We start from the raw sequence: 23,854 nt of genomic DNA, 5'->3' as shown, positions 1-23,854 counted from the left end.
CCCCCATGAACGCCGCCCTGCCCTCCGAACCCGGTATCCGCATCAGCCTCGCCGAGCTGATCGAGATGCGTCATCGCGTGCGCGAGGTGCAACTGTTTTCCACGCCGAGTCAGCGCAGCCCGCTGATCGGCCTGCATCACTCGAAATTCCGTGGCCGTGGCGTCGACTTCGATCAGGTGCGGGTGTATCAGGCCGGTGACGATGTGCGCACCATCGACTGGCGCGTCACCGCGCGCACGCAGGAACCGCACACCAAGCTGTTCCACGAAGAGCGCGAGCGACCGATTTTCATCATGGTCGAGCAAAGCACGCGGTTGTTTTTCGGCTCGGGGCTGATGTTCAAATCGGTACTGGCGGCGCAGGTCGCGGCGTTGATCGGCTGGGCCGCGCTGGGGCACAACGACCGGGTTGGCGGGTTGGTGTTCGGCGACAACGAGCACTACGAAATCAAGCCTCGCCGGAGCAAGCAGAGCCTGCTGCAATTGCTCAACCGCCTGGTCAAGGTCAACCAGTCGCTGCACAGCGAGCGCGAGCCGGATTGCGATGCCTTCGGCGTCGCCCTGCGCCGCGCGCGGGAAGTGCTGCGCCCGGGCAGTCTGGCCATCGTTATTTGCGATGAGCGCGCGTTGTCCGACAGCGCCGAGCAGCAGTTGAGTTTGCTGGCGCGGCATTGCGATCTGCTGATGTTGCCGCTGTCCGACCCACTCGATCACGCCCTGCCCGCCGCCGGCCTGCTGCGCTTCGCCGAACGTGGCGCGCAGCTGGAAATCGACACGCTGAACTTCGACCTGCGCCAGACCTACCGCGCCCAGGCCGAAGCGCGCATCGCTCGCTGGGAATTGCTCGCACAAAAGCTGCGGGTGTTGCTGATGCCGTTGAGCACGCAGAGCGAAATGGTCGAGCAGATGCGCGAGTTCCTCAACCCGCAGCGTCCGGGGAAAGGTCGATGAACGGCCTCGAACAACTGCAACCGCTGATCTCGCCGCCGCCGATCGCCTTCTGGCCACCGGCACCGGGCTGGTGGCTGCTGATTCTGCTGTTGCCGCTGCTGGGTTTTGCCGTGTGGAAGCTGCGCCGTTTCATTCCGATGAAAAAACGCCCGGTGGTGCGCGCCGAGCAACCGCTGGACCCGGTACGCATCGCCGCGCTCGCCGAGCTGGCGCAAATGCCCAAGCCTTACGACGGCGCTCCGGCCGGCGCCTGGCTACAACAACTCAACGGCCTGCTCAAACGCCTGTGCCGCAACCACTATCCGTACAGCCAGAGCCACACCCTCAACGGGCGCAAATGGCTGGCCTTCCTCGATAACCGCTGCCCCGCTGCCGGCCTGACGCGCTGGATGGTGCTGGTCGAAGGCGCGTACAAACCGGAATGCAAACTCGATGACAAAGCCATCGCCGGCCTGACCCAAGCGGTCGACACGTGGATTCGCAAACATGTTTGAATTCGCCTGGCCGTGGATTTTCATGCTGTTGCCGCTGCCGTGGCTGATGCGTCTGGTCCTGCCGGTGGCCGACAGCGGCGAGCCGGCGCTAAAAGTCAGTTTCCTCGCCGACCTCGAAGGCCTCGCCCGCCGCCGCGCCCGCGCCAACTTGCCGGCCTGGCGGCAGCAGGCGCCGTTTATCCTGTTGTGGCTGATTCTGCTGATCGCCGCCGCGCGCCCGCAATGGCTCGGCGAACCGCTGCCGATTGCCGCCAGTGGCCGTGATCTGCTGGTGGCGGTGGACGTGTCCGGTTCGATGGATTTTCCCGACATGCAGTGGCAGGACGAAGAAGTCAGTCGCCTGTCGCTGGTGCAGCACTTGCTCGGTGATTTCCTTGAAAGCCGCGACGGCGACCGCGTCGGCCTGATCCTGTTCGGCAGCCAGGCCTACCTGCAAGCGCCGCTGACCTTTGATCGGCGCACCGTTCGCATCTGGCTCGACGAAGCGCGGATCGGTATCGCTGGCAAAAACACCGCGATCGGCGATGCCATCGGTCTGGCCCTGAAACGCTTGCGCCTGCGCCCGGCGCAAAGTCGCGTGCTGATTCTGGTCACCGACGGCGCCAACAATGGCGGCGAAATCAATCCGCTGACCGCCGCAAAACTGGCCGCCAGCGAAGGCGTCAGAATCTACCCGATCGGCATCGGCGCCAATCCCGAGGACAGCGGCTCGACCGGCCTGCTCGGGGTCAATCCGAGCCTTGATCTGGATGAACCGGCGCTCAAGGCCATCGCCGAAATCACCGGCGGCCAGTACTTCCGCGCCCACGACGGCTTGGAGCTGCAAGCGATCAAGGACACCCTCGATCAGCTCGAACCGGTGACCCAGCAACCGACTCAGGCACGTCCGGCGCAAGCCTTGTATCACTGGCCGCTGGCATTGGCGCTGTGGTTGAGTCTGTTGCTGGTCGTCCGCGAACTGTGGCCGGATAACCCACTGCAACGCCTGTTTACCAAGCAACTGTATTTGCAAAGTCCGCTGCCGGACTGGCGTCAGCGCTTGCAGCGTTTGCGCCTGCGGAGGCGCCGATGATCGCGCTCTGGCCGCACTGGTTCCGCCCTTGGTGGCTGCTGCTGTTGCCGCTGCTCGGCTGGCTGCTCTGGCAACTCTGGCACCGGCAGAAACGCGCCGGGCGCTGGCAGATGATTCTGCCGCCTGCATTTCACGCTGCGCTGCTCAGTGGCGGCAGCGGGCGCCAGAGCAAACTGCCGTGGATCGCCCTTGGCGTGGCGTGGTTGCTGACCATTCTGGCCTTGCTTGGGCCGAGCTGGGAGCGCGTCGAACAGACCAGCCAGAAACCCGCCGATCCGCTGGTAGTCGTGCTCGAACTGACCCCGGAGATGCTCGCCACCGACTCGCCACCGACGCGTCTCGAACAGGCGCGGCGCAAGCTGTTCGACCTGTTGCAGGCGCGCAGCGATGCGCAGACCGCCATCGTAGTTTATGCCGGCAGCGCGCACACGCTGGTGCCGCTGTCGGATGATCTGGCCACCAGCCGCAACCTGCTCGACGCGCTGAAGCCGTCGCTGATGCCGGAAGCCGGCCACCGCGCCGATCTGGCCGTGGACAAGGCGCTGGCGTTGCTCAAGCAAGGTGCGCTGGGACAGGGACGGATTCTGCTGATCGGTTCGTCGCTCAATGAAGAAGAACGGCGAGGCATTCGTCGCGCGCTCAATGGCGAGTCGACGCAACTGCTGATGCTCGGCATCGGCACCGCCGAAGGTGCGCCGATCGCCCAGGAGGACGGCAGCTTCCTCAAGGACGAGCAAGGCGCGATCCGCGTGCCGCAACTCGACAGTCCTGGTCTGGCGACATTCCTCAACAGCGTGGGCGGCGAGTATCACCCGGCGCGACTCGACGAGGCTGATCTCGGCGCTCTTGGCCTGCTCAACGGCCCGCGCAGCCTGCGCGACGACGGCCAGACCGTGCGCCTCGATACGTGGGCCGATCAGGGTTACTGGCTGCTGTTGCCGCTGCTGTTGCTGGCGGCGTGTGCCGGGCGCCGTGGCTGGCTGTTCTGCCTGCCGCTGCTGTGGTGCCTGCCGCAACCGAGCTACGCTTTCGACTTCGAAGACTTGTGGTTGCGCCCCGACCAGCAAGGTTTGCACTTGCTCAAGCAGAAACGCCCGGCCGAAGCCGCGCAGCATTTTGACGATCATCAATGGCAAGGGGTGGCGTTGTACGAGGCCGGCGACTACAGTGGCGCCGCTCAGCGTTTTGCCGAGGGCAGCGATGCCCGCGCCCACTACAATCGTGGCAACGCCTTGGCCAAAAGCGGCGAGCTGGAAGCGGCGATCGATGCCTACGAACAGGCGCTGGAACTACAACCGGATCTACGTCCGGCGCAGACCAACAAGGCGCTGGTGGAAAACCTGCTGAAGCAGAAAAACGCCCCGCCGCCGCCCGAGCCGGACAACCAGCCGAACGAACAAAGTCTGCCCGGCGATGAGCCCTCGCCCACCACCGCGCCCCCTCCGGCGGTGAGCAGTGAAACCCAGAGCGAGGCGCAACCGGCCGAGTCGGCCAGCGAACCGCCGCCGACCGCCCCGCCGCTGCCAGGCCCCAATGAAATCCCCGGCAGCAACGAGGAAGAGGAAACCGACACGGTGCCGACCCTGCGCCCGAGCGAGAACAACCTCGAAGGCGAGCAGCGTCAGGCGCTCGAGCAATGGCTGGGCAAGATCCCGGACGACCCGGGCGAACTGCTAAGGCGCAAATTCTGGTACGAACAGCAACAACATCAGGATCAGGAAAACAATCGATGACCCGCTTCACCGCTCTCTTGCTGCCCCTGCTGATCTGCACGGCCACCGCTCAGGCGGCCGAGCTGACCGCCAGCGTGGATCGCAGTCGCCTGAACTCCGGCGAGACGGTCGAGCTCACTCTCGAAACTGACGACGTCACCCAGTTCGGCAAGCCCGATCTGTCGACACTGCAAGCGCTGTTCGAAGTGCGCGGCACGCGCCAGGTCAACCAGCTCAACACCCTCAACGGCGACAACCGCGCGACCACACGCTGGATCATCACCCTGCTGCCGAAAGAGAACGGCAGCGTCGTGATTCCGCCGCTGCAACTGGGCGAAGCACAGAGCCAGCCGATCACCGTGCAGGTGATCGCCAGCGACAACCGCGAAGACAACAACAGCCTCGATCCGGTGTTCATCGAAGCCAGCCTCGACCAGACCAGCGTCTACGTGCAGGCCCAAGCCATCCTGACCCTGCGCATCTACCACTCGGTTTCGCTATACGACGACAGCAGCCTGAGCCCGCTGCAAATCGCCGATGCGCGCATCGAACAGCTCGGCGACACGCGCACCTATGAAAAAGACATCAATGGCCTGCGCCACGGCGTGATCGAGATGCGCTACGCGATCTATCCGCAACACAGCGGCCTGCTGACGATCGCCCCGCAGACGTTCAGCGCCACGCTGGTCGATACCGCGCCATCGGCAGACGCCTCGGGGCCGAAGCCCGGCAAACTGATGCGCGTCAGCTCGGCGTCGATTCGGCTGACGGTCAAACCGAAACCGCTGACCTACCCGGTCGATGCACCCTGGCTGCCGGCGCGCAACCTCAGCCTCAGCGAAAGCTGGAGCCCGGAACCGGATCACACCCAAGTCGGCGACTCACTGACCCGTAGCCTGACCCTGAAAGTCGAAGGCCTCGCCAGCTCGCAACTGCCAGCCCTGCCCGCCACCGACGTCAACGGCCTGCGCCGCTACCCCGACCAACCGGTGCTGAGCAACCAGAGCAGCGATCGCGGGATCATCGGCAGCCGCGAAGAACGCGAAGCCCTGGTGCCAAGCCGCAGCGGCGCGATCGACCTGCCAACCGTCGACGTGGTCTGGTGGAACACCTTCGAAGACCACCTCGAACACAGCAGCCTGCCCGCTCGCACCCTGCAAGTGGCGAACAACCCGAGCCTGCAAATCGACACCCCGGCCGGCACGCTGCAACCGAGTACGCCCGACAACGACACCCTGTGGTGGTGGAAACTCAGCACCCTGATCCTCGCCTGCACCACCCTGCTCGGCTTCGGCCTCTGGTGGCGCGCCCGCTGGCAACCGGCAATCCACCGCGCCGCCCAAACCGGCCCGAGCCCGCGCACCCTGCTCGACGACATCAAACGCGCCAGCCAGGCCAACGACCCCCACGCCACCCGCCAGGCACTGGACGCCTGGGCACGGCAACAACCAGAGACTCTGGCAGACATGGCCGCGCGGTTTGTACCGTTGTCGGATGCGCTGGACGGGTTGAACGGCGCGCTGTACAGCGAGACCGGGCAGCATTGGCAGGGTGAGGATTTGTGGCGGGCGATCCGAACTATTCCGGCGGCGGAACGGGTGCAGGATCCGGTGGGTGATAGCGGGTTGCCGCCGCTTTATCCGAAGTAGGTCCAGTCACCCTCGGGATTGGGAGCGGAGGTCACGGCAACCGCCGAACTCTCCGAATCGATTCCCACTTTTGGCACGTAAAACGGGGACAGACTACGTTTTCGGAGTAACTTGCTAAACATGGCCTGTCCCCGTTTACCCGCAGGTGAGTTCGACATATACAGCTTCGATGATGGCATTGTCTTCCTCAAAGTCAGGTACATAAAATCTCAAGCCCACGTCAATGACATTGAATCCTGAGCTGTTAAAGACCAGAACTTCTCCTCGCCTGGACAGAAATTGTTGAGCCACCAAGGCATCTTCACCGACCAGGTTCTGCTCATCCCAGAAAAGCTTACTCCACTTAAAAAACTCGACACCAACGACTATGAGCTTTTCATCAAAGTACACATGAACGCCCAAGTCATCATAAGCGTCAGTCGGCACTGCCGAATCTTCGGCTTTGAAAAACGCCTCAAAACCACCACCCAGGGCCGTTCGGGATTCATCTCGCGTCATACCAGCGCGAATCAATCCCAAGTCCCCGCCCCCCAAAAATCTGAAAATCTTCGTCATGTCTTCTTGAACTTTTCCTGGTTGAAGGGCAAATCTGAAGTTGGTTGATACGCCAATGCTCACTGCAACGACCCAACTCCAAGCGACTAAAGGATCCCTCAGGGACAGTCCACGTTTTTTAAACGAGGTCTGTCCCGTTATCCTCAGAGATCGAACACAGAACGAACATATTCCGTCAGTCCAATTAAATCCTCGTACGCCACTGGACCAAGCAAAGGTTCATGAATGGACAAATAGACCGCTGCCGTCATGTTTACTTGCAAAGCACATTCATCCACGCCCCACAACCTTGACGGTGCAATCATCCAGTTAATCCCAGGCAGCCCTTCGCGTGACCGGCCAACAAGCGACCATGCTACCCCCCCTGTAGCCTTCCACGGCGACCTTCAACTTGTCGATATCAACGTTGCTAATACACTCAAACCTGAAAGCGATGAAGGGTGGCAGCGCAGAATGATCCTCCCGCTGCATTTCATTCCCAACCCTTACTTTTGGAAAACGCTGTTGATACTTTTGCCACTCCAATACGCCAATTTCAGCAATAACAGTAAGGAGATGGCCTTCTTCATTTTCAACTGTCATAAATTCAAGACCTTTGATCCCTCGAGACAGACCACGTTTGTTTAAATGGTAAAAAGGATAAAAAGGGGACAGACCACGTTTTCGGAGTACTTCCCAAACGTGATCTATCCTTATTTACCCACTAACCTTCATAAGTTAAAGACCTTTGACCCCTCGAGATAGACCACGTTTATTTAAACGTGGTCTGTCCCATTATTCCTCCAAACGCCTCAGACCTCGTCTGCGTGAAAGGAAATGAGATCAAGAAGTCGCCTAAAATTTCAATCAAGTTCTCCAATCGAGATCACGGTCACTTTCAAGATCGGTCTTGTAACCGAAATACAGCCCTACTTCCAGCAACCTGACGGCTGACTTTCCTGAAATCTTGAAATCAAAACGCTCAAGCAAGGACACCATCACTTCGTATGCCAAACCATATTCGCTATCATCTTCCAACCATTCTCTAATATTGGATAATGTATCTTCATAACCCAATATATCTGACGCAAAGAAGATCGCCATTTCGGGCTGAGATTCAAGCTCCTCCAAGAGCGCTGTGAGACTTTTCTCAACAAAGACATCATCCCTACTCATAATTTTGGATTCTTGGGTACATTCGTTGGATAACCTGTTACAACACGATTAAGAACCGTATCATAAACAACTTTGATATCGAGCCCATCTCTTGTGGCATTGCCCACTACGTAACCTCTGTTATCTGGAAGCAAAAAATGGGACAGATTTATTTCCTAAAATGAATCTGTCCCCTTTTAGCCTGACGCCCGCGCCCCTTATCAAAGACCCGATGTCGTCGCATTCTGCACCTATGGATAACTCACTGGTGGTAGCCCTGATAATCAAATCCTTCTGGAATATCCGGCCAGACTGGCTTGCGCAGCAGTGCATCCAAATCGTCGAAAATATCCCTGAAAAAATTGGCGAGATCCATGAAGTCCACACGTGAATTCATCAGCGCAACTTTCAACATGACATCGTCTGCATTTTCCTTGGCGGATGCCGCTCTGGACATATTGTAGAAAGCGTTTGCTAGCCTTTCCGCTAACTCGTCTTCCCAGTTCAGCTTGTAATCAGCTTCCCAACTGTCACCATCAAAATCACCGGCTTTATCTTTAACCAACTGGATAATCAGTTTCTTTGCTGACTCGAAATCATTCATCTTTCAACTTTCTCTTGATCGGATAACTTTTAGCTGCGCTAGACAAATGGAACACTTCCACTTATCAGATATAGCTCCCACTTAACAGAACATCTACTTCAGCCTTACTTTCAGGATGGCGCTGTAGGTATTTATCACAAGCTAGCCGAAGTTATTCCATGCAAACCTCTTCACTGACAACAATTGTGTTTGCATCGCTAGATGGATACCCATAAGAAAACTCCACTCCTTCGAAATGGCCCTCTTCAAATGAGCTATTTACATCAGGGAAGTTACAGTATGCTCCATCAACACTGAACCCCCAACGCCTCACAATATAGCCCGCCGCCTCGATGAAACGGCCATCATCATACATCCTGTCAAAATACCCTTTGACAATCCAGTAAGGGTCTGACTGGCGGTATGGCTGACCGAACAACTCTTTCATCACAACCTCACTTCATTGCCGGATCATACACTGTCATTTCTTGAGTCTTCTGAATCGGAAACAATGTCCAACTCGTCCCACAGCATCGACAAGCCTATGCTTTCCATATAAGTCCCAAAATCCAGAAAAGGCGCAACGCCGATCGCCTCAACTGAAAACCAGGTAGCGTCGCACTCTGGGCACATGAATAACTCTTTCCCAGTGGCCTTGACATGGGCACAGACAATGTAATCCTGCTGACATCTTGGGCAGATGATCATCTCTAGCTCCTGTTAGAGCACGACGCCGTTGAATGAATTTTCGCGGCGCAGATTGATATATAAAGTGGTGATCAAGTCGTCGTCATCGTCAACGTAAAACCCCATACCCAACTCACCGACTTCAAATCCGTCATCGTCAATGACGGGATCAATACCGTGGCGACGAAACAAAGCCAACACGTCCGTGGATGTTTCGCCTAACAGCTTGTGGCCGTTCCAGGACACCGTGCTTCTTTCGAAAAACTCTACCCCTTTAACCATATCTCGCGCGTCGTAGTAGACATGAAGGTCGAGCTGAAAATAAGCATCCGTAGTATTCAGAGAGTCAGCGGTTTTCCAGAACACTTCGAAACCGGGCCCAAGAATGTCGCGCACTTGACCTCTGGACAACTTTCCATTCAAAGGGCCGACCGCTCCGTACTCCGCAATTGAAAAGTCCATTTGAAGCCTCTTGCTGGCGAACAATCCAGTTTCTACTCTGTCCCCGCAACGCATGTGGGCGCGCCCTAACGTACTTCCTTGGTATAGGAAGAAAATTTACCGCCACCTTGATCAACATGTAGTCGTTCGCATTTATTACATCGATAAACAGTAGTAGCACCCGCTCCTATCTGCTGATAGAACTCTTCCTCTGACAACCAACGATCTGCCAAGGCAGCACCCAGCTCATCTATCTTTCGCTCGGCAACCATTGAAAACTCGGACTCGGACGTACCATGAGACAAATTGATTATCTGACCGCACACGCAGGAAAATTTAGGCATTGTATTGGTGGCTCAACTCAAGAAACGTAATTGCTCGCCCACGGTCTTGAGGCGAGCACATCAAGACAAAAATCTTTTTATCAGCGAGCGTTGGGAATGGGATCAATCATTGTTTCACCTGATAGAACGTAACCACCGGGCCGTAATCCTCATCCGAGTTCGACACCTCGACAGTGAATAATGTGTCCGGGAATTTCTCCTTCAACACCATTCGCCAGGCAAACCCGATCATCTCGCACAGCTGAAGAAATATTCTGGGCGATACACCATTTCCGTATTGGCCAAAAACATCATAAATCTTCACATAATTCATAAGCCGCTCAACCTCCGCCATGTCGCCAGCGGCAAGGTTCACGCAGCGCGCGAACGCTTCGTGTGAAAAATTTCGCTCGAGGAAGACGCCTCCCTCAGACACGATGAACGTCGGGAAGAGCAACGTGGAAAACATCAATATCTGTTCCGGGTGGCATTGGTCGTTGATATACGAATGAATATCCAGGCCTTCCTGATTTGCCCATTGCTGCTTCCACGCGTCATAGGGTTCAGTGTCGATGACGAAGGGTAAAGAGTTGATCAGATGCATTGCATGGGCTCCAGACACGATTTTCCGCCACGGGGGACCTCGGGGGGACAGACCTCTGTTTATCAGAACTTGTTTTGTCCCTGGTTCTGCTCCATTACCCGCACGATCCAGCGAGATACTGGGATTGGCAACGACGATGCCATCGGACTGCGCTCATAGTGGCTGCAAGACCATGATGTTTGCCAGCAGGAACGTCTGTCCGCGCTTGGGCATGCCAATGAACTGATGAGTTCGCCCACAGGGGCAGGAGACTGGTGCGCGAGAAATACGTACGACGAACGTCCATGTAGAAGATCCTGCAACGGGCAATAATCGGTCTGATCAGGTGCCATGCTCGGCCGGACAGCGGCGCGGATGAGCGCAAAGAGTCGCTGGCGTCTCTGCACTAGCGCATCAGCCGGCATGATATTAGGTGGCCACTATTTTGGCGTCAATCAATCGATGGGTTGAACAATCGGTTTCGATGAGCGGTACAGCTCGTATCCTCGGGCAATGCGCCTGTTAAAGGCTCTGTTTGCCCTGCGTCGGTTTGCGAGCGCGGGTAGGCCTTCAGCGTTACTCACGATTCATCCGAAGTAACCTCTGTAAGATTTCGGACGATCCCTTGTAGGTTTCATCCCGAGTGTTCGATTCCTACGCAAAACACAGAAAGATCTGACTGCTGTCGTTTTCCAGATACACGCACATTTCTCTGTCACAAATAGACACAGGGAAATGTGCTCAATGATGCACCCCGCCAACCTTGCGGCAGCCGCCGCGTCCAAAGCCCCGATCATCGGCCCCGCCGCCTGCCCCTTGCGCAACACCCACGTGCAGCTGCTGCCCCTCGCGTACGGCCTGGTGGAAAAAACCTTCGACCCCAGCAGCGAACTCACGCTGCCGTACACCCTGACCACGCGTCCCATGGGCATTCGCCGCCTGCGCGATGGCTGGCTGTACATCGTCGACAGTCTCAGCGGTGAGCTGTACGAATATCGCGTGCTCGACGGCGTCATCAGCGCATTGCTGCATCGCGGCAAAAGCGTCAGCGAGGATCAGCGCAGCGCCATCGAGGAACGTCCGGCGTTGATCTTCTCGCGCAAAAGCACCCTCTACGTGACCTTCGCCGACGTGCAGTTGAGCGCGGCGAAGTGCCGACAGGTGCTGGACAGTGCGCAGGAACGCGAGCACTTCATGCAGGCGGTCGATCTCGGCCCGGTGCATTGTCTGATCGGCGGCGAGCATCTGCTCACCGTGGCCCAGGCCAAACAGTGGCTGGCGGAAGTGGCCTGCACAGCGAAACCGCTGGCCGAGGCGGACGCCACGCGGATGCCGACGGTGCAGGTCAGCGATGCGCCGGAGCACGAACGCGAACCCTATCTGTGGGAAAACCCACGACGTTTTCGCGAGGCGCATATCGGCGAATTTCTTGGTCGGGTGCGCGGACCTTATCAGGACGACACGCTGTTTCTGCTGGTCAACGACGACCTCGGCGTGATGCGCGATCTGGCTGATTATCAGGACCTGGTGGTCGGCTGGATCGAGCAGTGGAGCAACACCGACAACAACGAGCGCGACTATCTGCTGGCCAGTTACATCGAGTCGCTGAGCCAGCTCGGATCTCAGGACTTCGACACTTTGGCCAAGGCCAGCGACGATCCGCGCGCCCAGGCATTGTTTGCTGAACTGGAGCAATTGCCCGAACCGGATCGGGAAAATACCCGGCAGGCGCTGCTCGAGTATTTGAACAAGGGTGGTGAGGTCGAGCCAGTTGCAGGCGAAGCCACGCCTGAGTTGCAACAGCTTCGCGAAAAGGCACTGGACGAGTCGCTGGCGCTGAACCGTTTCGACGGCGTCGCCCCGGATTTCACCGCACATGCTCGCGTCACCGCCGAGGCAGATCGGCGCTTTTACACCCGTGAATATTTTGCTGAAGCCGCCCCGGCCGATTTCGTCGAGCGCCACCTCAGCACACTGGTCGAGCTCGGCAAGGATCAGAGCCGGCGCATGAAGGACGTTCTCGACGGCCCGCTGCTCAGCGGCAAGCGCGGCATCAACGACCTGATCGACCGCCCGGCCATGGACGAGGTGCTCAACAGTCATCGCGACAACCTCGGACGCTGGAATCGCCTGCTCGAACGCATCACCGCCGATCGCGCGCAACTGCTGTGCGCCGGGCGTTTCCATCGCTCGGCGTGGTATTTCGACGGGCAAGTGCAGATCGATCAGGCGCTCGCCAGCGAATACGCCTGTCTCAAGGACATCGGCCGTAGCGATGCGGCCAACGAACAAATGCTCGATTACCTCGAACAACACCCGCAACTGACCCGCCCGTTGTTCTACACCTTGCCGCTGCGCTTGCAGACCGAACAGGCCGGGCAATATTCAACGCTGTTCAACGCCGGCATGGCGATGTTCAACAACCTGCCGGACTGGCTGGCCAAATTGCAGAGCATCGAGCAGCCACAGCTTCCAGCCCTCGACGATCTGCCGGCACACAGCCGCGTCCTCGCCGATGCCGTGCAAGACACCTACAGCCCGGCGCTGAACCTCGGCCTGAGCCGGGCGCTGGAAGGCTTTGATCTCGCCGGCGAGAAAATCCCCGACCTCGACGAACTGTTCCAGCGCCTGCCCAAAGCCCTGCGCCTGCGCGTGTTCGACGCCGCGCGAACCAGCGGCGTGACCTTCACCGTGTCCACCCCGGCAGAGCAAGCGGCGCTGCAAGCCACGATCAAGGAAGTGCTGCGCGAGCGCGACTACCTGAAAACCCTCAACCGCGAACGCAACCAGCTCACCCACAACAAAAACCGCCAGGGCCACAAAACCGCCCGGGCAGTGGAATTGCAGCAGGAAATCGTCCGCGTGCGCACGCAACTGGCGCTGTTCGAAGGCCGCCTCGCGGCAGCGTTAAGCCCGATTGATGAGTTACCTGATCGCTCGGCGCGACTGTATGGCGCCACCCCGGCGAAAGCGGGATTGACGGTGGTCTTTCCGCCGGCGCAGCACGGAGAATTGCGCGGGTTGCTGGAGAATATTCGCGCAGGGGTGGCGGGGGTTTCGAAGGCGAGTCTGGTGCGGACGGAGGGGATGGGGTTGTTGGTGGTGTTGGTGCAGGTGGTGAATTTGGCAGCAGTTTTCCATGAGTTGCGTAGGCAAACAGCGAATAAAAGGGTGTGGGGACCTTTCGCCAATGCGCTCGCTGCTACGGGGGCTGCTGGATTCACTGCAGGGCAAAGCCTTGCCAATACTGCGTTGCAGGCTCGTAGCGATGCGCTGATTGCCAGGGTTCAGCACGAGGCATTGCAAAGCGTACACATACAAATGGGCAAGTTGCACATCGGACTGGGCTTTCTTACCTACGGTCTGGGGTTGGTAACCTCAGCAGTCAATCTCGCAAAACAACTCGAAAATTGGCAACAGTCAATTCGCAGTGGTAATCCGTCGGCACAGAGGGCCGCCGCGCTCGCAGTTTTAGGCGCAAGTGGAATGACGTCGGCTAATGCCTATGGTCTGGGACAAACTTTGTCTGCAAGCTACAAGGTACTCACTGCATCAAACAGCGCTGCGAGAACAACTGCATGGGCCGCCGCCGGAACCCGTCTCTCTACAGTCTTTTTCCGGTTTAATCTTGCCGGCGCGTTGTTCACCTTGCTTGAGTTGAGCGGGGCCTGGCTGTTCAACCGCTACAACATCAGTGCTCATGACAAATGGTTACGGATCACACCATGGGGTAGAGATGCCGAAATGCGTGGCGATCATACACTTCACGACTATCAAAGTTATTTAGCCTTTCTGATCAACGCTCCCTATGTTCAGATCGGTTCGAACCAGGACGTGTCATGGTTGAGAAAACTGTTGCTCACACCCAAACCCGGCGATATCCATCTAGTCATACCCAGCCTGACACTAAGTGAATTACTGCCACCCTTTGGCGGAAAATCCAAGCACCGTTTAGGTATAGGAGCGCATCGTATTTCCGTTCCGCTGCATAGCCGAGGAGTGCCACGGGAAGAGCGAGAAGTTATCAGCGACGAGATTTTAGCCAGTCTAAGTATCGCTAAGTCTGATTCCGATGGATTAGTGCTATGTCTTAAGTATCCAGTCAATCTCGATTCTGAATACACGCCCGCGAAAGAAACCCTTGAGTTGGCAGTTTGCATTGAGTCAACGAATGAAAAAGGTGAGGGGATATCGCGAACTCGTATCATTCAACTTGATCCACGGGGAAAGGGCCACTTTCCGGTGGTAGGAGCCCAGCAAATAAAAACGAAACCACCAATACTGCTGGTCGAAGTCCAGTTTCTTGAGCGGGCTGACCATGCAGATTAAACCCCACAAGCCGATTAACACGACGATCTGTGAGCAAGCCAGAAAAGCTGGAAGCATCAAACCATTTTCGAGTGGAAAAATCACTTATCTCGCACCACTTCCATTACCAACTTCCATACCCCCCTATGGGCCTCATATAGGCGAACTCAGTCAGGTCTACATGGATCTTGGCACAGGCTCACCACAGATATTTTCTTGGCAGATGACCTTGGGCGGTCCTTTCAGTCTTGCTTTCTGGTTCGTCTGTCTGACACCTGTGGCAGGAGGCATTCTTGGGCTGGCGTCCGGAGACGGGTGGGAAAGTTGGACCTACGTACAAGAGATTTTTCGAGAGTCCAAAATACTTGGCTTAGAGGTTTTATTTCTCACTCTAACAATCAGTCTAGGCGTCTGGCACCACCACCACAAAAAACGCCTCCACCTCATCCCAACCCGCTTCAACCGCCAACGCCGCGAAGTCTGCTTCATGCCCGAAGGGGCCTCCGAACCAGTCTTCGTTCCATGGGAATCGCTCAGCGCCTGGATCATCGAAGCCAAAGGCGCCACCCAGTTTGGCATCCACCGCCAATACGGCATGGGCATCGGTTTTCACCACGGCGAAACCCTCACCAGCCTCGAATTCCAATGCGCCGGCCTGCAGCTCGCGATCAGCCATTGGGAAGCGATTCGCGGCTACATGGAGTACGAAGTCAACGACCTCAAATCGATCCAGGATTTGCAGGATCTGCAAGGCCCGGACGACCCACCCCACGAAGGCCTGCAGACTTTCCGCAACGCCCGCGCGCGGATGCATCAGGAGATCCATGAAGGCCGCCGCTCGCGGCTGTCGGGATTCTTTTGGTACCTGTATCACGTTATGACTTTATGGACGATTCCCAACCGTCTGGTCGAATGGGAAGTGCGGCGTCTGGAAAGGATCGGCAAACAGGCGCTGCCGGAAGTCATGCGCGAATGGTCCGAGCCATTGCCGAAAGAGCAATGGGCCAAGCCCAGTGAAGAGTTGTTGCGACTGAGTGAACAAGTGCGGCGGATGCACAAGCGCCAGCCGCATCGGCCGATTACGCAGATTTTCGCTGAGGTTTGCAGGCGAGCTGAGTGCTGATGTTGAGCAGTTTTGTGGCCAGAGGGTGGGAGGTTTTTTGCCTGTTTGAGCGCCTTCGCGAGCAGGCTCGCTCCCACAGAGGACCGCGTTGGATGCGGATGTTTCGGTTGATGTTGGCCGAGGCGAGAGACCCTCGGGGTGACGGCCATTTCGCAGTTGTTGCTCCCGGCTCGTTCAAGGAAAACCCGATGGTTCTGCTGGTTGAAAATCAATACCTCGAAAGGGCTGACCATGCTGAATAATCACAATGAGCCTCTTGTTGATGCGCAATGTGAGGTGATCAGAAAAGCGGGCGATGTAGAGCCGTTTCCGAGTGGAAAAATTACCTATCTCGCGCCCTTGCCATTACCAACACAAACGCCACCCTACGGGCCTCATATAGGGGTACTAAACAGTGTTTACATGGACTTCGGGTTGGGAAACCCGCAGGTATTTATGTGGCAGGTGACTTTAGGAGGACCGTTCAGTGGCACATTCATGATCGCGTTTCTATATCCACTGGTGGGAGGCTTTATTGGGCTCACGTTTGGAGATAACTGGGAGTTCATTAAGGAAATTATTGAGGGTGTTTTTCTTGCCCTTTACAAATTGGCGTTATTAACGGGTTATATGGCCTTGGGTATCGGCCTGGCCGTCTGGCACCACGTCCACAAAAAACGCCTCTCCCTCATCCCAACCCGCTTCAACCGCCAACGCCGCGAAGTCTGCTTCATGCCCGAAGGCGCCACCGAACCAGTCTTCGTTCCATGGGAATCGCTCAGCGCCTGGATTATCGAAGCCCAAGGTGCCACCCAGTTTGGCATCCATCGCCAATACGGCATGGGCATCGGTTTTGATCACGGCGAAACCCTCACCAGCCTCGAATTCCAATGCGCCGGCCTGGAGCTTGCGATCAGTCATTGGGAAGCGATTCGCGGTTACATGGAGTACGAAGTCAACGACCTCAAATCGATTCAGGACCTGCAAGACCTTCAAGGGCCGGACGACCCGCCCCACGAAGGCCTGCACACTTTCCGTAACGCCCGCGCGCGGATGCATCAGCAGATCCGTGACGGCCGCCGCTCGCGGTTGTCGGGATTTTTTTGGTACCTGTATCACGTCATGACTTTATGGACGATTCCCAATCGTCTGGTCGAATGGGAGGTGCGCCGTCTGGAAAGAATCGGCAAGCAGGCGCTGCCGGAAGTCATGCGCGCCTGGTCCGAGCCGCTGCCGAAAGAGCAATGGGCCAAGCCCAGTGAAGAGTTGTTGCGACTGAGTGAACAAGTGCGGCGGATGCACAAGCGCCAGCCGCATCGGCCGATTACCGAAATATTCGCCGCTGTCGGTGCAAGCAGACACACGACAAGGCAAGGGGCGTGATTTGCCAGTAAACTCCCCTCCTCTCGCCGCCCTTTGTTCCTCGCGGCCACCCTCTTGATCAAAATGCGGAGTCCACCTTGCGTCTGTTCCACACCTCCGACTGGCACCTTGGGCAAAACCTGCACGGCCAGGAGCGCGATTTCGAGCACGCGTGTTTTCTCGAATGGCTGCTGCGCCAGTTGCACTTGGCGCAGCCGGATGTGCTGCTAATAGCCGGCGATATCTTCGATACGGTCAATCCGCCGGTCAAAGCGCAGGAACGCCTCTACGACTTCATCGTCAGCGCTCACGAACAGCAGCCGTTGCTGACCATCGTGATGATCGCCGGCAACCATGATTCCGGTTCGCGGATCGAATTGCCGGCGCCGTTGATGCGGCGTTTGCGCACTCACGCGTTGGGTCGGGTCTTGTGGCTGGATGACGGGCAGCTCGACGCCGAACGTTTGTTGCTGCCGCTGCCGAATGCGCAGGGAGAAATCGCCGCGTGGTGTCTGGCGCTGCCGTTCTTGCGCCCTGCGGAAGTCACTGGCGCGCATCTGGGTGACAACTATCTGCGCGGCATCGGTCAGGTGCATGAATGGCTGATCGCGGCGGCGAATGCCAAGCGTCAGCCCGGACAGGCGTTGATCGCTATCAGCCACGCGCACATGGCCGGGGGCTCGGTGTCGGAGGATTCCGAGCGCAGCCTGATCATCGGCAATGCCGAAGCCCTGCCCGCCAGCCTGTTCGGCGAAAGCATCAGTTACGTCGCCCTCGGCCATTTGCACAAGCCGCAGAAGGTCAACGGCGAGGAGCGCATCCGCTACAGCGGCTCGCCGATTCCGCTGTCGTTCTCCGAAATCGGTTATCAGCATCAGATTCTCGATGTGGTCCTCGACGGTGAAACACTGGTCAGCGTCGAGCCGAAACTGATCCCGCGCTCGGTCAATCTGCAGCGCATCGGCCCGGCGCCGCTGGCCGAGATTCTGCTGCAACTGGCCGACCTGCCGAACATCGATCTGCTCGCCGAAACCCAGCGCCAGCCCTGGCTCGAAGTGCGCGTGCGCCTTGACGAGCCGCAGCCGGATCTGCGCCATCAAGTGGAAACCGCACTGCAAGGCAAAGCCGTGCGACTGGTGCGCATCGCCGCTGAATACGCCGGCAATCGTGGCGCCGATGGCGGCGATGACGGCAGCACGCTGATCGAACTCGACCAGCTCACCCCGCAGGAACTGTTCAGCCGCGCCTGGCTCGACAACTACGGCAGCGAGGTCGACGAGCAGACGCTCAAGGACTTCGCCGAACTGCTGCAAGACGTGCAACTGGAGGGCGAGCAGCCATGAAAATTCTCGCCATTCGTTTGAAGAACCTCGCCTCGCTGGCCGGTCCGTTCGAGATCGATTTCACCGCTGAACCGCTGGCCAGCGCTGGTCTGTTTGCGATCACCGGCCCCACAGGCGCTGGTAAGAGCACGTTGCTTGATGCGTTGTGTCTGGCGCTGTTCGGCGCCGTACCGCGTCTGAACAACACCGGTCGCGATGCGAAAGTCCCCGACGCTGACGGTGAAATCGCCACTGGCGACCCGCGCACCTTGCTGCGGCGCGGCACGGGTGAAGGCTATGCAGAAGTGGACTTTGTCGGAGTCGATGGCCGTCGCTACCGCGCGCGCTGGGAAGCCAATCGTGCTCGCGAGAAGGCTGGCGGCAAGCTCCAGGCCAGTCGGCAGAGCCTGCGCGACATCGATCAGGATCAACTGCTCGCCAGCCAGAAAGGCGAATACAAAACCCAGCTGGAAGCTGCGCTGGGCCTGAACTTTGAACAGTTCACCCGCGCTGTGCTGCTGGCGCAGAGTGAGTTCAGTGCGTTCCTCAAGGCCGACGACAACGACCGCAGTGAACTGCTGGAAAAACTCACCGACACCGCGCTGTACACCCGCCTCGGCCGCCGCGCCTTCGACAAGACCAAAGAGGCCCGCGAAGCGCACAAGCAGTTGCAGGATCAGGCCACCGGTGTGACGCCTTTGGCGCCGGAAGCGCGCGCCGAACTCGACGAGCGTTTCAACACTGCGCAGCAACAGATGAAGGCGCAACAGGCGCAGCTCAAACAGCTTGAGCAACAGCATGCCTGGCTGAAGGATTTGCGTCTGTTGCAGGAAGCGCAGCAAGCGGCCAGCGAACAACTGCAAACCGCGCAACAGCAATGGCAGGCACTGGCCGGCGAGCGGGTAAAACTGACGCGTCTGGAACAGCTTGGCCCGCAGCGTCATCAGTTCGCGCGCAAGGCTGAGATCGATGCGCTGCTGACACCACTGGCGGCGCAGATTGCCGCGCACACCCAACAACACGCGGCACTCGGGGAACGCCAGACGCAGCTGGAACAGAACCTCGACGCAGCGAAAGTCGCCCTGAGCGAAGCGCAACAGCGCCAGAGCGAAAACGCGCCGTTGCTGCGCCAGGCGTTTGAAGAGCAAAGCACCCTCGCCCGCCTGATCAAGGACACCGCCAGCAGCGCCGAAGCCCGGCAAGCGGCCGAGCAAGCGTTCAAGAATGGCCAGAGCACGATTCAGGCTTTGCAAGAAAAACAGGCTGAAGTCGCCGCGCGCTTGCAACGCATCGCCAGCGAGCTTGAGCAGAGTGCCCATCTGGCGCCGTTGAGCGATGCCTGGAGCGCCTATCGCGATCGTCTGCAACAACTGATGCTGATCGGCAACCGCTTGAACAAGGGCCAGAGCGAACTGGCGTCCCTCGAACAGAACGCCGCGCACAGTGCTGAGCAACTGGCCTCGCACAAACAGCAACTGGAAGTGCTGTTCAAAGAAGCTGGCGCAGAGCCGGACGCAGTCGCCGAACAGATCGGACTGCTCGGCACCTTGCTGCAGGACAACCGCAAACAGCTGCGCGCGATCGAAGACCTGTCGCGCCTGTGGGCGTCTCAACAGGATCTCGACAAGCGCAGCGCCGAGTTGCAACAACGTCAGCTCGACGCGCAGCAGCAACGCGAACGCCTGACCCAAGACGGGGTGAAAACCAAGGCCGAACTGACCGTCGCCGAGCAGACCCTCAGCGTCACTCGCGAACTGCTTGAACGTCAGCGGCTGGCGCGCAGCGCTAGTGTCGAAGAGTTGCGTGCGCAGTTGCAGGACGATCAGCCCTGCCCGGTCTGCGGCAGCAACGAGCATCCCTATCACCAGCCCGAAGCACTGCTGCAAAGCCTTGGCCGTCACGATGAAAACGAGCAGGCCAACGCCCAGCAAGTGGTCGATCAGCTCAAGGAAAAACTGATCGAACTGCGCGGCGAAGTCGGTGGCGTGATCGCACAACAGAAAGAGCTGCTGCAGCAACAGGAACAACTCGCGGCGCAGCAACAAGCCCTGGCCCCGAGCCTCGACGCGCATCCGCTGGCCGCGCAACTGTTCAATCAGGACGCCGACAAACGCGACGCCTGGCTCAGCCGCCAGACCGAGCAATTGAACCAGAGCATCACTCAGGACGAACAACGCCAGAGCGCCCTGCTCACCTTGCAACAGGACGCGGCGCGCTTGTCGCAGCAATTGCGTCAGGCTGAAGCGGCGCATCAGCAAGCGGCGCAACAGCTGAGCCATCAGCAGCATGAACTCAACAGCGACCGTCAGCGCCTTGAAGAAGAACTCAGCGCGTTCGGCCCGCTGCTGCCCGCTGACACGCTTGAAGCCTTGCGCCTGGAGCCGGCGGCAACGTTCATGCAGCTGGACCGGCAGATCGCCGAGCGTTTGACCCAGCTCGAACAGCAAAAGGAAGAGCTGAGCGAACAGCAGCAACGCCAGCAAACGCTGGAGAAAGAACAGGATCGCCAGCAGCTGCGCACTCAGCAACTGCACAGTGCCGAACAGCAATTCACGGCGTTGACCGAGCAGCAGCAAAGCTGTCAGGAAAAACTCGCGCAGTTACTTGGCGAGCACAGCAGCGCCGAGCATTGGCAGCAGCAACTGGAACACGCGGTGGAACAGGCGCGTAGCGCCGAAACCCGTACCGCTGAGGAGCTGCAAAGCGTGCGCACGCAGCTGGTGCTGATCGCCGCTGAGCTGAAGGCCCAACAGGAACGCCTGCAAGCACTGCAAGCCGAAGACCAGGCACTCGCCGGCAAGATCGCCGATTGGCGCGCCAGCCATCCGGAACTGGATGACGGCGGCCTCGAAGACTTGCTGCGCTTCGACGACGCGCAAGTCGCCACGCTGCGCCAGACCCTTCAGCACAACGAAAAAGCCATCGAACAGGCACAAGTCCTGTTGCAGGAGCGCGATCAGCGTCTGCTTGATCACCAGGCCCGGCAGGACGGCAATCTTGACGCCGAACAACTCGACAGCGCTCTCGCCGAGATGCAAAACCAGTTCGCCGTCAGCGAGCAGCAGTGCGCCGAACTGCGCGCCGAACAGGTTGAAGACCAGCGCCGGCAGAACGTCAATCAGGCGCTGGTCCAGCAGATCGCCGACGCCTATGCCGAGTACCAGCGCTGGGCGCGGCTCAGTGCCTTGATCGGCTCGGCCACCGGCGACACCTTCCGCAAGATCGCCCAGGCCTACAACCTCGACCTGCTGGTGCATCACGCCAACGCGCAGCTGCGCCAACTGGTCAAACGCTATCGCCTCAAACGTGGCGGCAGCATGCTCGGCCTGCTGGTGATGGACACGGAAATGGGCGACGAACTGCGCTCGGTGCATTCGTTGTCGGGCGGCGAGACGTTCCTCGTATCACTCGCCCTTGCGCTGGGTCTGGCCTCGATGGCGTCGAGCACGCTGAAAATCGAATCGCTGTTTATCGATGAAGGCTTTGGCAGCCTAGATCCGGAATCCTTGCAACTGGCCATGGACGCGCTCGATGGCTTGCAGGCACAGGGACGCAAGGTGGCGGTGATTTCCCATGTGCAGGAAATGCACGAACGCATCCCGGTGCAGATTCAGGTGCGGCGCCAGGGCAATGGTTTGAGCACGCTGGAGGTGAAATGAACACGCTGTTTTCCTTCCGCCGCTGCCCTTACGCGATGCGTGCGCGAATGGCGCTGCGTTATGCGGGCGTGCCGGTGGAGATCGTTGAGGTCAGCCTCAAGAACAAGCCGGCGGAAATGCTCGCGCTCTCGCCCAAGGGCACCGTGCCGGTGCTGAATGCCGATGGCGTGGTGATTGATGAAAGTCTGCAGATCATGCGCTGGGCGTTGGCGCAGAATGATCCGGATGATTGGTTGCTGGCCGGCGACTCGTTCGCAGCGCTGTGGATGGAAAAACTGATTGAGGGTAATGATCAGATTTTCAAATCGGCATTGAATCGCTACAAGTACGCCGAGCGCTACCCCGAGCAGCCGATGGAAGCTTATCGGGCTGAAGGTGCGTTGTTTCTGCAGAAACTGGATGAGCTGCTCGAAGGCCGGGCCTATTTGCTCGCCGAGCATCCGAGCCTCGCCGACATCGCCCTGCTGCCCTTCGTCCGACAGTTCGCTCACGTTGATCGCGAGTGGTTCGCGCAGACACCTTATGTTCGCTTGCAGGTGTGGTTGCAGCGTTTCCTCGAATCCGACCTGTTCACCTCCATAATGAAGAAGTAACCCTCTCTCCCTCTTGATCGTTCCCACGCTCCGCGTGGGAATGCAGCCGGGGACGCTCTGCGTCCCATTGGAACGCGGAGCGTCCCTTGAGGCATTCCCACGCAGAGCGTGGGAACGATCATTAGGCCAGTGCTTGGCACATGCCCAGCGCCATGCAATCCACTTCGAACGGTCCGAGGAAATCCACCGCGACCTTGACCGGTGGATTGCCGGCCATCAGGCCCAGCGTGTTGGCTCGTTCAATGTTGTGCGCGATGTTGTGGTTGGCCTCTATGGCCCGAGCCAAGCCGCCCACCGAGCCCTGGCCAAATCCCAACAGTGAGGCGCCGTTGGTCATCAGCGCGAGGCTGGCGATGACCCAGAGTCTGTAGCCTTTCATGCGCCGCCGACTCCTGCGAGTTCGGCCCTGTCGACCATTGCGCTTTGCGAGCGCAGTTCGAACTGGATGCCGGGATGGGCGACGTCGATCGGGGCGTCGAAGCTGTGTTCCATCTGCGCGCCGATGCTGACAAACAGCACCACGGCCAGGTACAGACCGATGGCCAGGTAGGCGCCGCGTTTGGCGGAAGTGAGGATTGCGCTGGCCATGGTGTTCTCCGTGGGCAAAGGTTTCGATGGCCACAGAATCAATCAAAAAAGCCGAAGCAACCACTCAGGGTTTGCAATGGTGAATATCAGCTTCGTTGATTATTTAGCGGCTCTATTTGCCCGCGAGAGAAAACCTATGAGTGGGGAACGCGTACGCGCGTAGGAGCTGCCGAAGCCTGCGATCTTCTGATTGATCGTTCCCACGCTCCGCGTGGGAATGCCTCAAGGGACGCTCCGCGTTCCAATGGGACGCAGAGCGTCCCGGGCTGCGTTCCCACGCAGAGCGTGGGAACGATCAGGTTACGCGCGCGCGTAGGAGCTGCCGAAGGCTGCGATCTTGATCGTTCCCATGCTCTGCGTGGGAATGCCTCTAGGGACGCTCCGCGTCCAGTGACGCGGAGCGTCACGGGCTGCAAAGCAAAATCAAAAGATCGCAGCCTTCGGCAGCTCCAACAAGGAGATGGCAATTTCAGGCTTGGGTTTTGTGATCCAGTGCGGCGTAGAAGTTGGCGCTTTGTTGCAGGTATTTCTGGGTGTAGCTCTGGGTGTGGGATTTTTTGCTGGCGATTTCGACGTTGGCACCGGCTGGCAATACCACGGTGGCAGAAATGGCGGAAGCGGCGATGACGGAGAAGAGATTGAAATTCATGGCGGTAACCCTCGTGTTCGTTTCCTTGGTTTGCCCGGTCGGGCTGTGAAACAAACGTAACGCTCGAGGGTTACTCGCTTGAAATCTT

22 protein-coding genes are annotated in these 23,854 nt (G+C 58.5%); 11 read left to right on the top strand and 11 right to left on the bottom strand.

All coding sequences use genetic code 11. The annotated features are described in order from the left end of the window. The first annotated feature begins 5 nt into the window (after window positions 1-5). The 5 genes from BXA01_RS00730 to BXA01_RS00710 are packed head-to-tail and all read left to right on the top strand — an operon-like array spanning window position 6 to window position 5,877. Window positions 6-950: a DUF58 domain-containing protein gene (locus BXA01_RS00730; RefSeq protein WP_076562564.1), complete on the top strand. Its 945-nt coding sequence runs from the start codon at window positions 6-8 to the stop codon at window positions 948-950. Next, window positions 947-1,444: a DUF4381 domain-containing protein gene (locus tag BXA01_RS00725; protein ID WP_076562562.1), complete on the top strand. Its 498-nt coding sequence runs from the start codon at window positions 947-949 to the stop codon at window positions 1,442-1,444. The genes BXA01_RS00730 and BXA01_RS00725 overlap by 4 nt, the downstream gene beginning before the upstream one ends. Beyond that, on the top strand, window positions 1,437-2,516 hold the full coding sequence (locus BXA01_RS00720; RefSeq protein ID WP_076562560.1) for a vWA domain-containing protein: 1,080 nt from the start codon (window positions 1,437-1,439) through the stop codon (window positions 2,514-2,516). The genes BXA01_RS00725 and BXA01_RS00720 overlap by 8 nt, the downstream gene beginning before the upstream one ends. After that, a complete protein-coding gene (locus BXA01_RS00715) occupies window positions 2,513-4,249 on the top strand; it encodes a vWA domain-containing protein (protein ID WP_076562558.1) in 1,737 nt (578 codons plus the stop codon). The genes BXA01_RS00720 and BXA01_RS00715 overlap by 4 nt, the downstream gene beginning before the upstream one ends. Further along, complete coding sequence (locus tag BXA01_RS00710) at window positions 4,246-5,877, top strand: BatD family protein (protein WP_076562556.1); 1,632 nt, start codon at window positions 4,246-4,248, stop codon at window positions 5,875-5,877. The genes BXA01_RS00715 and BXA01_RS00710 overlap by 4 nt, the downstream gene beginning before the upstream one ends. Before the next feature lie 135 nt (window positions 5,878-6,012). Here BXA01_RS00710 and BXA01_RS00705 read toward each other — a convergent pair whose 3' ends face one another. The 8 genes from BXA01_RS00705 to BXA01_RS00665 form a co-directional block, all read right to left on the bottom strand. Then, complete coding sequence (locus BXA01_RS00705; RefSeq protein WP_076562554.1) at window positions 6,013-6,432, bottom strand: hypothetical protein; 420 nt, start codon at window positions 6,430-6,432, stop codon at window positions 6,013-6,015. A 309-nt stretch (window positions 6,433-6,741) separates the two neighbouring features. After that, a complete protein-coding gene (locus tag BXA01_RS00700) occupies window positions 6,742-7,014 on the bottom strand; it encodes a hypothetical protein (RefSeq protein ID WP_076562552.1) in 273 nt (90 codons plus the stop codon). 264 nt (window positions 7,015-7,278) lie between these two features. Further along, complete coding sequence (locus BXA01_RS00695; protein ID WP_076562550.1) at window positions 7,279-7,587, bottom strand: hypothetical protein; 309 nt, start codon at window positions 7,585-7,587, stop codon at window positions 7,279-7,281. A gap of 241 nt (window positions 7,588-7,828) precedes the next feature. Then, a complete protein-coding gene (locus tag BXA01_RS00690; RefSeq protein ID WP_076562548.1) occupies window positions 7,829-8,170 on the bottom strand; it encodes a hypothetical protein in 342 nt (113 codons plus the stop codon). A 151-nt stretch (window positions 8,171-8,321) separates the two neighbouring features. Further along, window positions 8,322-8,597: a ribonuclease toxin immunity protein CdiI gene (cdiI, locus tag BXA01_RS00685; protein ID WP_157115940.1), complete on the bottom strand. Its 276-nt coding sequence runs from the start codon at window positions 8,595-8,597 to the stop codon at window positions 8,322-8,324. 23 nt (window positions 8,598-8,620) lie between these two features. Next, entirely contained in the window at window positions 8,621-8,857 is a 237-nt protein-coding gene (locus tag BXA01_RS00680; protein ID WP_071172685.1) for a hypothetical protein, read from the bottom strand. Between the two features lie 12 nt (window positions 8,858-8,869). Beyond that, window positions 8,870-9,298 carry a hypothetical protein gene (locus BXA01_RS00675; protein ID WP_157115939.1) on the bottom strand — a complete coding sequence of 143 codons (429 nt, stop codon included), beginning with the start codon at window positions 9,296-9,298 and terminating at the stop codon, window positions 8,870-8,872. Window positions 9,299-9,727: 429 nt separating this feature from the next. Beyond that, window positions 9,728-10,204 carry a hypothetical protein gene (locus BXA01_RS00665; RefSeq protein ID WP_076562542.1) on the bottom strand — a complete coding sequence of 159 codons (477 nt, stop codon included), beginning with the start codon at window positions 10,202-10,204 and terminating at the stop codon, window positions 9,728-9,730. A 714-nt stretch (window positions 10,205-10,918) separates the two neighbouring features. Here BXA01_RS00665 and BXA01_RS00660 point away from each other — a divergent pair. The 6 genes from BXA01_RS00660 to BXA01_RS00630 all read left to right on the top strand — a co-directional run bounded on the left by BXA01_RS00660 (window position 10,919) and on the right by BXA01_RS00630 (window position 22,529). After that, window positions 10,919-14,512 (top strand): toxin VasX, encoded by a 3,594-nt coding sequence (locus BXA01_RS00660; protein ID WP_076562540.1) that lies wholly within the window; start codon window positions 10,919-10,921, stop codon window positions 14,510-14,512. Continuing rightward, window positions 14,502-15,614 (top strand): hypothetical protein, encoded by a 1,113-nt coding sequence (locus BXA01_RS00655; protein WP_157115938.1) that lies wholly within the window; start codon window positions 14,502-14,504, stop codon window positions 15,612-15,614. The genes BXA01_RS00660 and BXA01_RS00655 overlap by 11 nt, the downstream gene beginning before the upstream one ends. Window positions 15,615-15,815: 201 nt before the next feature. Continuing rightward, the gene (locus tag BXA01_RS00645; RefSeq protein ID WP_231991001.1) at window positions 15,816-16,976 is read left to right on the top strand and encodes a hypothetical protein; all 1,161 of its coding nucleotides are present in this window, start codon (window positions 15,816-15,818) and stop codon (window positions 16,974-16,976) included. A 77-nt stretch (window positions 16,977-17,053) separates the two neighbouring features. Further along, window positions 17,054-18,298, top strand: coding sequence for an exonuclease SbcCD subunit D C-terminal domain-containing protein (locus BXA01_RS00640; protein WP_076562534.1), 1,245 nt, complete (start codon window positions 17,054-17,056; stop codon window positions 18,296-18,298). Beyond that, window positions 18,295-21,936, top strand: a complete 3,642-nt coding sequence (locus tag BXA01_RS00635; protein ID WP_076562531.1) for an AAA family ATPase — start codon at window positions 18,295-18,297, stop codon at window positions 21,934-21,936. Before BXA01_RS00640 ends, BXA01_RS00635 begins: the two co-directional genes overlap by 4 nt. Further along, window positions 21,933-22,529, top strand: a complete 597-nt coding sequence (locus BXA01_RS00630) for a glutathione S-transferase (RefSeq protein ID WP_076562529.1) — start codon at window positions 21,933-21,935, stop codon at window positions 22,527-22,529. Before BXA01_RS00635 ends, BXA01_RS00630 begins: the two co-directional genes overlap by 4 nt. A 121-nt stretch (window positions 22,530-22,650) precedes the next feature. Here the strand turns inward: BXA01_RS00630 and BXA01_RS00625 are convergent, their stop codons facing one another. The 3 genes from BXA01_RS00625 to BXA01_RS00615 all read right to left on the bottom strand — a co-directional run bounded on the left by BXA01_RS00625 (window position 22,651) and on the right by BXA01_RS00615 (window position 23,766). Further along, complete coding sequence (locus BXA01_RS00625) at window positions 22,651-22,908, bottom strand: hypothetical protein (RefSeq protein ID WP_016775000.1); 258 nt, start codon at window positions 22,906-22,908, stop codon at window positions 22,651-22,653. Then, a complete protein-coding gene (locus BXA01_RS00620) occupies window positions 22,905-23,117 on the bottom strand; it encodes a hypothetical protein (RefSeq protein WP_039763920.1) in 213 nt (70 codons plus the stop codon). The genes BXA01_RS00625 and BXA01_RS00620 overlap by 4 nt, the downstream gene beginning before the upstream one ends. 469 nt (window positions 23,118-23,586) lie before the next feature. Beyond that, entirely contained in the window at window positions 23,587-23,766 is a 180-nt protein-coding gene (locus tag BXA01_RS00615; RefSeq protein ID WP_016775003.1) for a hypothetical protein, read from the bottom strand. Between the last annotated feature and the right edge of the window lie 88 nt (window positions 23,767-23,854).

Origin of the sequence: Pseudomonas sp. B10 (genome assembly GCF_900156235.1) — a bacterium.
Classification (GTDB): Bacteria; Pseudomonadota; Gammaproteobacteria; order Pseudomonadales; family Pseudomonadaceae; genus Aquipseudomonas; species Aquipseudomonas siliginis.
This window is presented reverse-complemented; position numbering and strand designations above follow the sequence as displayed.

Excerpts from the sequence above, each read along its gene's own strand:
- BXA01_RS00730 (WP_076562564.1), top strand. The coding sequence starts at position 6 with ATGAACGCCGCCCTGCCCTCCGAACCCGGTATCCGCATCAGCCTCGCC.
- BXA01_RS00725 (WP_076562562.1), top strand. The coding sequence starts at position 947 with ATGAACGGCCTCGAACAACTGCAACCGCTGATCTCGCCGCCGCCGATC.
- BXA01_RS00720 (WP_076562560.1), top strand. The coding sequence starts at position 1,437 with ATGTTTGAATTCGCCTGGCCGTGGATTTTCATGCTGTTGCCGCTGCCG.
- BXA01_RS00715 (WP_076562558.1), top strand. The coding sequence starts at position 2,513 with ATGATCGCGCTCTGGCCGCACTGGTTCCGCCCTTGGTGGCTGCTGCTG.
- BXA01_RS00710 (WP_076562556.1), top strand. The coding sequence starts at position 4,246 with ATGACCCGCTTCACCGCTCTCTTGCTGCCCCTGCTGATCTGCACGGCC.
- BXA01_RS00705 (WP_076562554.1), bottom strand. The coding sequence starts at position 6,432 with ATGACGAAGATTTTCAGATTTTTGGGGGGCGGGGACTTGGGATTGATT.
- BXA01_RS00700 (WP_076562552.1), bottom strand. The coding sequence starts at position 7,014 with ATGACAGTTGAAAATGAAGAAGGCCATCTCCTTACTGTTATTGCTGAA.
- BXA01_RS00695 (WP_076562550.1), bottom strand. The coding sequence starts at position 7,587 with ATGAGTAGGGATGATGTCTTTGTTGAGAAAAGTCTCACAGCGCTCTTG.
- BXA01_RS00690 (WP_076562548.1), bottom strand. The coding sequence starts at position 8,170 with ATGAATGATTTCGAGTCAGCAAAGAAACTGATTATCCAGTTGGTTAAA.
- cdiI (WP_157115940.1), bottom strand. The coding sequence starts at position 8,597 with ATGAAAGAGTTGTTCGGTCAGCCATACCGCCAGTCAGACCCTTACTGG.
- BXA01_RS00680 (WP_071172685.1), bottom strand. The coding sequence starts at position 8,857 with ATGATCATCTGCCCAAGATGTCAGCAGGATTACATTGTCTGTGCCCAT.
- BXA01_RS00675 (WP_157115939.1), bottom strand. The coding sequence starts at position 9,298 with ATGGACTTTTCAATTGCGGAGTACGGAGCGGTCGGCCCTTTGAATGGA.
- BXA01_RS00665 (WP_076562542.1), bottom strand. The coding sequence starts at position 10,204 with ATGCATCTGATCAACTCTTTACCCTTCGTCATCGACACTGAACCCTAT.
- BXA01_RS00660 (WP_076562540.1), top strand. The coding sequence starts at position 10,919 with ATGTGCTCAATGATGCACCCCGCCAACCTTGCGGCAGCCGCCGCGTCC.
- BXA01_RS00655 (WP_157115938.1), top strand. The coding sequence starts at position 14,502 with ATGCAGATTAAACCCCACAAGCCGATTAACACGACGATCTGTGAGCAA.
- BXA01_RS00635 (WP_076562531.1), top strand. The coding sequence starts at position 18,295 with ATGAAAATTCTCGCCATTCGTTTGAAGAACCTCGCCTCGCTGGCCGGT.
- BXA01_RS00630 (WP_076562529.1), top strand. The coding sequence starts at position 21,933 with ATGAACACGCTGTTTTCCTTCCGCCGCTGCCCTTACGCGATGCGTGCG.
- BXA01_RS00625 (WP_016775000.1), bottom strand. The coding sequence starts at position 22,908 with ATGAAAGGCTACAGACTCTGGGTCATCGCCAGCCTCGCGCTGATGACC.
- BXA01_RS00620 (WP_039763920.1), bottom strand. The coding sequence starts at position 23,117 with ATGGCCAGCGCAATCCTCACTTCCGCCAAACGCGGCGCCTACCTGGCC.
- BXA01_RS00615 (WP_016775003.1), bottom strand. The coding sequence starts at position 23,766 with ATGAATTTCAATCTCTTCTCCGTCATCGCCGCTTCCGCCATTTCTGCC.